The organism is Ginsengibacter sp. (assembly GCF_057362405.1).
This window is the reverse complement of record NZ_JBMQQG010000015.1, coordinates 1-8,337: the sequence shown is the minus strand read 5'-3', so window position 1 is coordinate 8,337 and position 8,337 is coordinate 1. Positions and strand designations below refer to the sequence as shown.

The window sequence follows — 8,337 nt, the reverse complement described above, 5'->3', positions numbered from 1 at the left end:
TGGCATACTCTGATGCGTCCTGTATTTTATGTTCATGAACAAAAATTAATTGAAGATCTCTTGCAGGATTTTCGGAATAAGCGGATCCATTTTGCAGTTGTTGTAGATGAATTTGGCGGAGCCTCTGGTATTGTAACACTCGAAGATGTGATGGAAGAGATTATCGGAGACATACAGGATGAATTTGACGATGAACAAAGTGCCAATAAAAAATTAGACGACTTCAATTATATATTTGAAGGAAAAACTATGATTAACGATGTATGCAAGGCTCTTCATATTCCTATTAATACCTTTGATAAAATTCGTGGCGATAGCGATTCTCTTGCCGGTCTTGTGCTTGAAATTGCCGGTGAGTTCCCCCAGGTAAACGAAAATATTGTTGCCGGTGATTTTACATTTATACCCCTTGTTATCAATAAGAACCGAATTGAAAGAGTAAAACTTACATTGAAAAAAAATGAAAATGCACAAACCGTTTAAGGCGAGAAATACTTTTTCAATACTATTAGTTTTAATTATTCTTTCTAATCTTTTTTTTGCCAGCTGTAATTCAACTTACACATCTAAAAAGAAAGGATATTATAAAATTAATTTTCCCCAAAGAAAATATGTAAAATTTGATCAGCCCGGATTTCCATATTCTTTTGAATATCCGGTTTATGCAACAATCGAAGAGGATTCTCTTCTTTCAAATCGAAAGGGTCAGGATCCTTACTCCATTAACATTGACTTCCCTTCTTTAAATGGCAAAATATATATTACCTATAAAATTATCGGCCAAACCTCTATATACCGGGTGAAGAATACGGGTGGGGGATACAGGGATTCAATCGGCAAAAATGTTTTTCAAAACCTGGTCAACGATTGTTATAATCTTACTTATAAAAACGATGTGAAAGCCAATTCTATTGAAGATAGTGTTATGCATACGCCGAATGACATAACTGGAATTTTTTTCCGCCTTTCCGGAAGTGTGGCCACGGCTAAGCAATTTTTTTTAAGTGATACAACTCATAATTTTTTAAGAGGTGCTTTATATTTTGATGCCACTCCTAACGAAGACTCCCTTCGCCCGGTAAACGATTTTTTGCAGGAAGACATGAAGCACATTATCAACACACTTAAATGGAAAAGCCCGTCTCCAGCCATCACTGCAAAAGATGGGAAATGATTTAGCTACAGTTTAGGCAGAAATATTTCCCCTTAGTGGTTATGGGCTTATCTTTGTTTCATGATTAGCATTGATAATGTTTTAATAAGCGACCAGGTAGTTGGAGAGCAATTTGTGTGCGATCTGATAAAATGCAAAGGGGGTTGTTGTGTTGACGGAGATGCAGGAGCGCCTTTGGAAAATAGTGAGCTAAAAGAACTGAATGACGTTTTTAAAGTTGTGGCATCTTACCTCAACAAAGAATCAATAACAGAAATTGAAAGGCAGGGGAAATATATTTACAACCGCGAATTTGGTTGGGTAACTCCGACAGTGAGTTCCGGAATGTGTGCGTATGGAATTAAAGATGCAAAGGGAATTGTGAAATGCGGTATAGAACAAGCTTATAATGATGGAAAAATAAGCTGGAAAAAACCATTAAGCTGCCACCTCTACCCTGTAAGAATAAAAAAAAGCAGGAAAAGTAAAACAGATCTTGTCAACTACGAACCTCGTGAAGACCTGTGTAAAGCCGCTTGCAGCCTTGGTAAAAAATTGAAGGTTCCTGTTTATGTTTTTCTTAAAGAAGCACTGATAAGAAAATATGGGAATGGTTTTTATGAAGCCTTATGTGCTACTGCAGAACACTATGCATCTAAATAATGATTATAAAATTTACCTACCTGATTTTGCATTTATGAAAAAAATTTCACTGTTTCTATTAATTACATCGCTGGCTATTATTTCTTCCTGCACTGTTAATAAAGCAAAAATCGATAATGACTTAAAAAAATATTTTGACTCTTCGAATGTTGATGGCTGTTTCTCATTATTGGATAATGCACAAGGCGAAATAACGCTTTATAATATGAAGATCGATACTCAAAGGGTTTTACCAGCGTCGACTTTTAAAATTGTAAATTCTCTCATCGGGCTTGAAACCGGTAAAATTACAGATGAGAAAATGGTGATAAAATGGGATGGCATAAAGAGATGGAACGAAGACTGGAATAAAGATCTGACCATGGAAGAGGCGTTTAAAGTTTCGGCGGTGCCATATTACCAGGAAGTTGCCCGAAGGATTGGCAGAGACACCATGAAATTTTGGATTGACTCCCTGCACTATGGCAATATGGACATAAGCGGACCCATTGATTCTTTCTGGCTAAACAACACTTTAAAGATTTCTCCTGATGAACAACTGGGACTAGTAAATAAATTATATTTTGATCAACTTCCGTTTAGTAAACGAGCCCAGCAGATTGTGCGTGATGTTATGATGCAGGAAAATAACACCCTCTATAAATTGAGTTATAAAACCGGTTGGGGTTTTGATGAAAACGGTAATTCGATAGGTTGGGTAGTTGGCTGGATAGAAGAGAACCGCCACGTTTATCTTTTTGTAACAGAAGTAAGATCTACCGACAAAAATATTGATATGTCTAAGGTGAGAATGAAAATTACAAAAGGAATTTTAAGCGAACTTGGATTTTTTAAAGGCGAGAAATAACCTGATACTTTTCATTCATTAATCGTAAGTTTCTGTCCTATCCCGGCATTCTTGAAATATACTTTTCCATTTGCTTTACCTGGTCAACTATTTGAGGCGTTGTAGGTTTCAGTGCTTTTACTTTTCTGAAGTATTCTTTGGCCGCACGAAATTCCCTTTTATTAATCATAATAGATGAAAGTTGTAAGTAAGCAGCAGCTTCATTTTCCTTGTCTGGAAGCCCGGAACGAATTGCCTGGCGAATATAATTTTCTGCTTCACGAATATTTCCTTTTTGCATAGCCAACATCCCTAATTGTAATTTATTGGCGCCTTCGGCTTCCTTCATTGGCATACCGAGGCTCAGGCTTTTCTTCATGTGCTTCTCTGCGTTTTCGTAATCTTCGTTTACCATGGCGAGGTTACCTTTCAATGTAAAATAAACAGAGCGAACGGGTTTAATAAGTAAAGCCGGAAACCATATAGAATCAATAACTTTTTGAGCACCTGCCATATCACCACTTTCCATGTAACCTTGTATCAGGCGCATGGGCCCAAATAGAAAATGACCAACTATTAAGATTAATGCAATTAAATACAGAATAAACGAAGGCCAGAAGCCCGTAAAGAAATTAACTCCGATTGCAAGGGCTAAAAAGAAAATGCCTAACTGCAACCTATACTTTATAATAACATTCAGAAACTTCATACTATTTAATTTTAAATGTTCCCTTTATAAGATGTAACACCAGGGATAGAATTTGTAAAACAGATTTTTTCCGTGAAAAAAATCTGCGTTATCAAGGATTGTAAGTAATTTTTAAAAGAAGGCAAATATAGTATTAATTCAAATTACAAAGGTGCTTACAGGTATCACAATCATTTAGTAATGTAATTTGTTAATTGATTTTATAATGAATTAAGTATTCCCATTTCGAGGCCTCTTAATTCTGCAAGGCCTCTCAGTCTTCCAATGGCTGAATAACCAGGGTTTGTAGTTTTATGTAAATCATCCAGCATCTGGTGTCCGTGATCTGGACGAAAGGGGATTGATGTCTTTAACTTTTGTTGTAATAAAAGCAATTCTTTTACTATAGCAAACATGTCATTGTCGCCATCAAGATGATCAGCCTCATAGAAATTTCCTTCTTCGTCTTTTCTAACATTTCGTAAATGGATAAAATGAATTTTTTCGCCAATACGATTAACCATCTCCGTTAGGTTATTATTCTTTGAAGCGCCCAAAGAACCAGTACAGAAACAAACGCCATTTGAAGGATTATCGACTTTATTCAGGAAATAATCAAAATCATCCTTACTACTCACGATCCTGGGCAAACCCAGGATGGGAAATGGAGGATCATCGGGATGTATAGCCAGTTTTACACCGCATTCTTCAGCTACTGCGCTTATTTCTTTTTGAAATTCACAAAGATTTTCCCGTAATGATGCTGCATCAATGTCTTTATACAGTTCAAGCTTTTGTAACATATCAGCAGTCGATATCTTTTTTTCTCCGGGAATACCAAACATTACAACTCCTGACAAAGCATCTAACTGTTCTTCAGAATAATTTCTAAAACGGTCTTCAGCTTTTGAAACAATATCCGGGGAATAAGTATCTGCGGCATTTTTTCTTTTCAAAATATAGATGTCAAATACCGCCAGATCGACCCAGTTGAAGTATAAAGCAAAGGAGCCATCAGCCATCTTATAATTGAGTGTAGTACGGGTCCAGTCGTTAACCGGCATGAAATTATAGGTGATTACCGGGATGTCACAGGCCGCAACGTTCCGTATAGAAGTTTTGTATTTCTCAATGTATTCTTTGTAATTACCTGTTCGCGTTTTTATATTTTCATGTACTGTTATGCTTTCCACTACCGACCATTCGAGTCCTTCTTTTTGTACCGCATCTTTACGCTTTTTAATTTCATCTATTGTCCATATTTCACCATGCGGAATATGGTGCAACGCCGTTACAATACCTTTCGCCCCGGCTTGTTTTACATCGTCCAGGCTAACAGGGTCTGCAGGGCCAAACCACCGCCAGGTTTGTTTCATGTTATACATCTCTTATAATTTAAATTTACCTATTTGTAGAATTAGCTTCAAGCAAGGCTGGGCAAATATCTTATTATTCAATAGAATGTTCGCTCCCAAGAAAAGCATAATTACGAAAAAATAAGTTACCGGATCAACGAAAAGGAATTTTTAGAAAATCACAAGATGGGACTTATTCTTAAGTCAGATGGAAAAGGGTTATCGTAATTTATGGATGTAATCATTATTAGCGAATTGTTTTTTTACATCTTTAATATCTCTTAAAATACTGGCATCAACAAGTTTTCCATCCATTTCAAGCGTAAAACCGCCGATTAGATCTTCATTCACTTTTGACTCCATTTCAATAATTTCAATATTCGTGGCAGCCTTAATTTTTTGAATAAATGACTCTTTTATTTCATTTGAAACCGGCACTGCAGTGGTAAGTTTCACTTTGTGAATTCCCTTGATTTTATTGAACTGCTCAACAAATGATGTAACAATACCCGGCAAGTTAGCTTCCCTGTTTTTGCTGCAAAGTAACTTTATAAAGGTTTGGGTAATTTTAGAAATCTTTCCTTCGGTTATCGAATTAATAATCTTATGTTTCTTATCCGCACTTATAATTGGGCTATTAAGCATAAGAACGAACTCGCGACTTTGCTTACAGATGGATTGAAGTGAAAGCATATCTTCACTAACATCCTCCAATTGGTTGAGTTCTATGGAAAGATCTATCAGGCTTTTTGCGTATCGTTCTGCTAACCGTGGATTGTGCATCTGCTACTCTTTTGTCTGCATTACTGCAATTGTTAAATCAAATCAATATTTGATGCAAGTTGATTGATGTATTTTTCCTGTTCTTCTTTATTGCTTAATTCCCTGCGAAGCACTTTTTCACTTACTTCAATTACGAGGTTTCCCACCTGGTTCTTGAGATCAATAATAGAAGCCATTTTTTGTTGATGAATTACAGCTTGTGCATCTCCAATTATTTTATTGGTTTCCAGCCGGGCTTGCTCTTTTGCTTCCCCTATAATTTTATCCCGCATTTCTTTAGCTTCACGCATCATTTGAGATCTTTCTTCACGGGCTTTTGAGAGCAAAATCTCATTTTCGCTTTTCAGCGATTCCATTTCTTTCTTTATTTTTTCAGTAGATAAAAGCGCATCTGAAATATTCTTTTCTCTTTCACCTAAGGAATTTAAAATAGGTTTCCACGCAAATTTTTTCAAGATAAAAAAAACTGCCAGGAAGGCGACAAGGGTCCAAATAATAAGACCAAATGCTGGAGTAAGTAAATCCATATAAAAAGCTATTAAAGTAAAAATAAAGCTGCATTCTCCGCCCTGTGCTTTGAATGCAGCCTGTTTCGTTTAAACAAACATGGCCAATATGCCCGCAATAACTCCAAACAAGGCAACACCTTCAATAAGTGCTGCTGCCAGAATCATATTAGACCGGATATCGTTAACGGCTTCTGGCTGGCGTGCAATTGCTTCAACTGCGCCTTTACCAATTTGCCCGATACCTATACCGGCACCTACTGCCGCAAGTCCTGCGCCAATAGCCCCACCGGCATTTGCCCATGGTGTTGTACTTAAGATTGTAACTAAATCCATAATTGTATTTTATACTGTTTAAAAAAACTCGTTTTAATTTAGCAACTTAAACCATCACTGGGTCAACATGCTCGTCGCCATGGGAACCATGAGAACCTTCCATTGCCTGGCCAATAAATACGGCCGTTAAATTAGTGAAAATAAATGCCTGGATAAATGCCACCAATATTTCTATAAAATAAATAAAAATTGAAAACGCTAAAGACACCGGAGCAAATCCCCACCCTATACCTTTATTTAAAGCTCCGAAAATAAATATCATAGAGATTAAACAAATTATTATTATGTGGCCTGCAAGCATATTTGCAAATAACCTTATCATTAATGCAAATGGCTTTGTAAAAATGCCGAGTATTTCCACGGGTATCAAAATAACCTTTACCCCCCATGGCACATCGGGGTTAATAATATGACCCCAATAATGTTTGTTGGTGCTGAACATGATAACAACAAATGCAATGAGCGCCAAAACCATTGTAAATGCAATGTTTCCGGTTACATTAGCAGAACCCGGAATCATTCCAAAAAAAGTGTTAATAAGAATAAAGAAAAAAATGGTGAGCAAATACGGCATATACTTTACGTAGCGATTGCCCAGGTAAGGTTTGGCAACCTGTTCGGTGATAAAATCAATAACAATTTCTATTGCATTTTGAGCACCGGAGGGTGCGCTCACTACACCATGGCCATTTTTATATTTTTTTGCGACAGCAAGCATAAGCCGCACAAAAAGTATCAGAGCTATTATCATTTGCACCACGTTGCGGGTAAGCGAAATATCGTAAACCTTTACGGATGCGTCTACAGGTAGAACTTTGCCCTCTTCTAACTTATACCCGTCAACAACCTGTCCATGATGAAAAGCCGAAGACATAAACACCGAAAAGCCTTTTTGGGGAGAATATAATATAACAGGTAAAGGAATAAAGACTTCATGCTCTTCACCGTCACTGCCCTTATATGTCAAAAAATGAAATTCATGGGCATCTTTTACATGGCCAAAAATAACTTCATTAGCATCAAACCCCTTCTTTTCTTTATTAGCAGTTTCTTTTTTTTCCTGTGCAAAAACGCCTGACGATAACGAAAGCATTATTAGGCTGAAAGCCGCTACCAATAAAGATTTCATCCAGTTAAACCTCATATTTCTTCTGAATTTTGCGCAAAGATAAGTGGTTTGTTCGAGGATATGAAATGAGTGTGAATTTAATTTTTTCAACCCTTTTCTTCGTGCAGATACTGAAACTAATCAGAAAATACGACACCTAAATGGACTTAACATTTTTTCGTATTGCCGCCGCGATAGCCGATTAATTTACCAGTAAGCTGGTAAGTAGTAATTTTGCAGTTATTTAAATGAGAATTAAATGGAGGCAGACCCATAAATGAAGGCAGCAAAGCAATTATTGTCATTACCTTTTATTTTTCTTATAAAATTATACCAGTGGGTTATATCTCCCTGGCTGGGTCCATCATGCCGCTACACGCCTACCTGCTCACAATATGGCATTGAAGCTTTAAAAAAATACGGACCAATAAAAGGATTGTGGCTTACCATTAAGCGGATAGCAAGTTGCAATCCGTGGGGTGGTCATGGGCATGATCCGGTGCCATAAAATGGTAATAGTAATAAATAAGAACAAGCCAAGGCGACGAACTAAAAAAAATTAATCTCAAAATAGGAAATATTAAAGTGAGTATCCATATGATACCTTCGCCGGCCTAGTTAAGGCTTGTATTTCTTTACAATAACTGAAGCATTGTGACCGCCAAATCCAAATGTATTGCTTAAAGCGGCATTTACTACTTTTTCCTGTGCGGTATTAAACGTAAAATTCAGTTTTGGATCCAATTCAGGATCATCAGTGAAATGGTTAATTGTAGGAGGTATTATATCTTTAGTTACTGCCAGTATGCAAGCCAGCGCTTCCACTACACCAGCCGCTCCAAGGCAATGGCCCGTCATTGATTTTGTAGAGCTGATATTTAAATCATAAGCTTTATCGCCAAAAACACTCAATATAGCT

The 8,337-nt window shown here is 36.8% G+C and carries 11 protein-coding genes and 1 pseudogene; 5 read left to right on the top strand and 7 right to left on the bottom strand.

The window, feature by feature from the left end; all coding sequences use genetic code 11:
- The 4 genes from ACO1O5_RS01150 to blaOXA form a co-directional block, all read left to right on the top strand.
- Positions 1–483: transporter associated domain-containing protein (locus tag ACO1O5_RS01150; RefSeq protein WP_486267643.1), on the top strand; the 483-nt coding region annotated here is incomplete at its 5' end.
- Entirely contained in the window at positions 461–1,174 is a 714-nt protein-coding gene (gldD, locus tag ACO1O5_RS01145) for a gliding motility lipoprotein GldD (protein ID WP_486267641.1), read from the top strand. The genes ACO1O5_RS01150 and gldD, both read left to right, overlap by 23 nt.
- 60 nt (positions 1,175–1,234) lie before the next feature.
- Complete coding sequence (locus ACO1O5_RS01140; RefSeq protein WP_486267639.1) at positions 1,235–1,816, top strand: DUF3109 family protein; 582 nt, start codon at positions 1,235–1,237, stop codon at positions 1,814–1,816.
- 34 nt (positions 1,817–1,850) lie between these two features.
- On the top strand, positions 1,851–2,663 hold the full coding sequence (blaOXA, locus tag ACO1O5_RS01135; protein ID WP_486267637.1) for a class D beta-lactamase: 813 nt from the start codon (positions 1,851–1,853) through the stop codon (positions 2,661–2,663).
- 37 nt (positions 2,664–2,700) lie between these two features.
- On the opposite strand, the gene ACO1O5_RS01130 is transcribed toward blaOXA, so the two are convergent.
- From ACO1O5_RS01130 to atpB, 6 genes are all read right to left on the bottom strand, one after another.
- Positions 2,701–3,351: a tetratricopeptide repeat protein gene (locus tag ACO1O5_RS01130; protein WP_486267635.1), complete on the bottom strand. Its 651-nt coding sequence runs from the start codon at positions 3,349–3,351 to the stop codon at positions 2,701–2,703.
- A 200-nt stretch (positions 3,352–3,551) separates the two neighbouring features.
- Positions 3,552–4,715 carry a mannonate dehydratase gene (uxuA, locus tag ACO1O5_RS01125; RefSeq protein ID WP_486267633.1) on the bottom strand — a complete coding sequence of 388 codons (1,164 nt, stop codon included), beginning with the start codon at positions 4,713–4,715 and terminating at the stop codon, positions 3,552–3,554.
- 189 nt (positions 4,716–4,904) lie between these two features.
- Positions 4,905–5,468 carry an ATP synthase F1 subunit delta gene (gene atpH / locus ACO1O5_RS01120; protein ID WP_486267631.1) on the bottom strand — a complete coding sequence of 188 codons (564 nt, stop codon included), beginning with the start codon at positions 5,466–5,468 and terminating at the stop codon, positions 4,905–4,907.
- Positions 5,469–5,500: 32 nt separating this feature from the next.
- A complete protein-coding gene (gene atpF, locus ACO1O5_RS01115; RefSeq protein ID WP_486267629.1) occupies positions 5,501–5,995 on the bottom strand; it encodes a F0F1 ATP synthase subunit B in 495 nt (164 codons plus the stop codon).
- A 69-nt stretch (positions 5,996–6,064) separates the two neighbouring features.
- Positions 6,065–6,310 (bottom strand): ATP synthase F0 subunit C, encoded by a 246-nt coding sequence (atpE, locus tag ACO1O5_RS01110; RefSeq protein ID WP_486267627.1) that lies wholly within the window; start codon positions 6,308–6,310, stop codon positions 6,065–6,067.
- 46 nt (positions 6,311–6,356) lie between these two features.
- Complete coding sequence (gene atpB, locus ACO1O5_RS01105; RefSeq protein WP_486267625.1) at positions 6,357–7,439, bottom strand: F0F1 ATP synthase subunit A; 1,083 nt, start codon at positions 7,437–7,439, stop codon at positions 6,357–6,359.
- A 256-nt stretch (positions 7,440–7,695) separates the two neighbouring features.
- Here atpB and yidD point away from each other — a divergent pair, with 256 nt between their 5' ends.
- Positions 7,696–7,926: a membrane protein insertion efficiency factor YidD gene (gene yidD, locus ACO1O5_RS01100; RefSeq protein ID WP_486267623.1), complete on the top strand. Its 231-nt coding sequence runs from the start codon at positions 7,696–7,698 to the stop codon at positions 7,924–7,926.
- A 110-nt stretch (positions 7,927–8,036) separates the two neighbouring features.
- Here the strand turns inward: yidD and ACO1O5_RS01095 are convergent.
- Positions 8,037–8,337, bottom strand: a pseudogene (locus ACO1O5_RS01095) (beta-ketoacyl-[acyl-carrier-protein] synthase II); the annotation flags it as partial.

What these genes read in the sequence shown, in the direction of transcription:
- blaOXA (WP_486267637.1), top strand. Translation starts at nt 1,851, where the DNA reads ATGAAAAAAATTTCACTGTTTCTATTAATTACATCGCTGGCTATTATT.
- atpE (WP_486267627.1), bottom strand. Translation starts at nt 6,310, where the DNA reads ATGGATTTAGTTACAATCTTAAGTACAACACCATGGGCAAATGCCGGT.
- atpH (WP_486267631.1), bottom strand. Translation starts at nt 5,468, where the DNA reads ATGCACAATCCACGGTTAGCAGAACGATACGCAAAAAGCCTGATAGAT.
- ACO1O5_RS01140 (WP_486267639.1), top strand. Translation starts at nt 1,235, where the DNA reads ATGATTAGCATTGATAATGTTTTAATAAGCGACCAGGTAGTTGGAGAG.
- ACO1O5_RS01130 (WP_486267635.1), bottom strand. Translation starts at nt 3,351, where the DNA reads ATGAAGTTTCTGAATGTTATTATAAAGTATAGGTTGCAGTTAGGCATT.
- atpB (WP_486267625.1), bottom strand. Translation starts at nt 7,439, where the DNA reads ATGAAATCTTTATTGGTAGCGGCTTTCAGCCTAATAATGCTTTCGTTA.
- gldD (WP_486267641.1), top strand. Translation starts at nt 461, where the DNA reads ATGAAAATGCACAAACCGTTTAAGGCGAGAAATACTTTTTCAATACTA.
- yidD (WP_486267623.1), top strand. Translation starts at nt 7,696, where the DNA reads ATGAAGGCAGCAAAGCAATTATTGTCATTACCTTTTATTTTTCTTATA.
- atpF (WP_486267629.1), bottom strand. Translation starts at nt 5,995, where the DNA reads ATGGATTTACTTACTCCAGCATTTGGTCTTATTATTTGGACCCTTGTC.
- uxuA (WP_486267633.1), bottom strand. Translation starts at nt 4,715, where the DNA reads ATGTATAACATGAAACAAACCTGGCGGTGGTTTGGCCCTGCAGACCCT.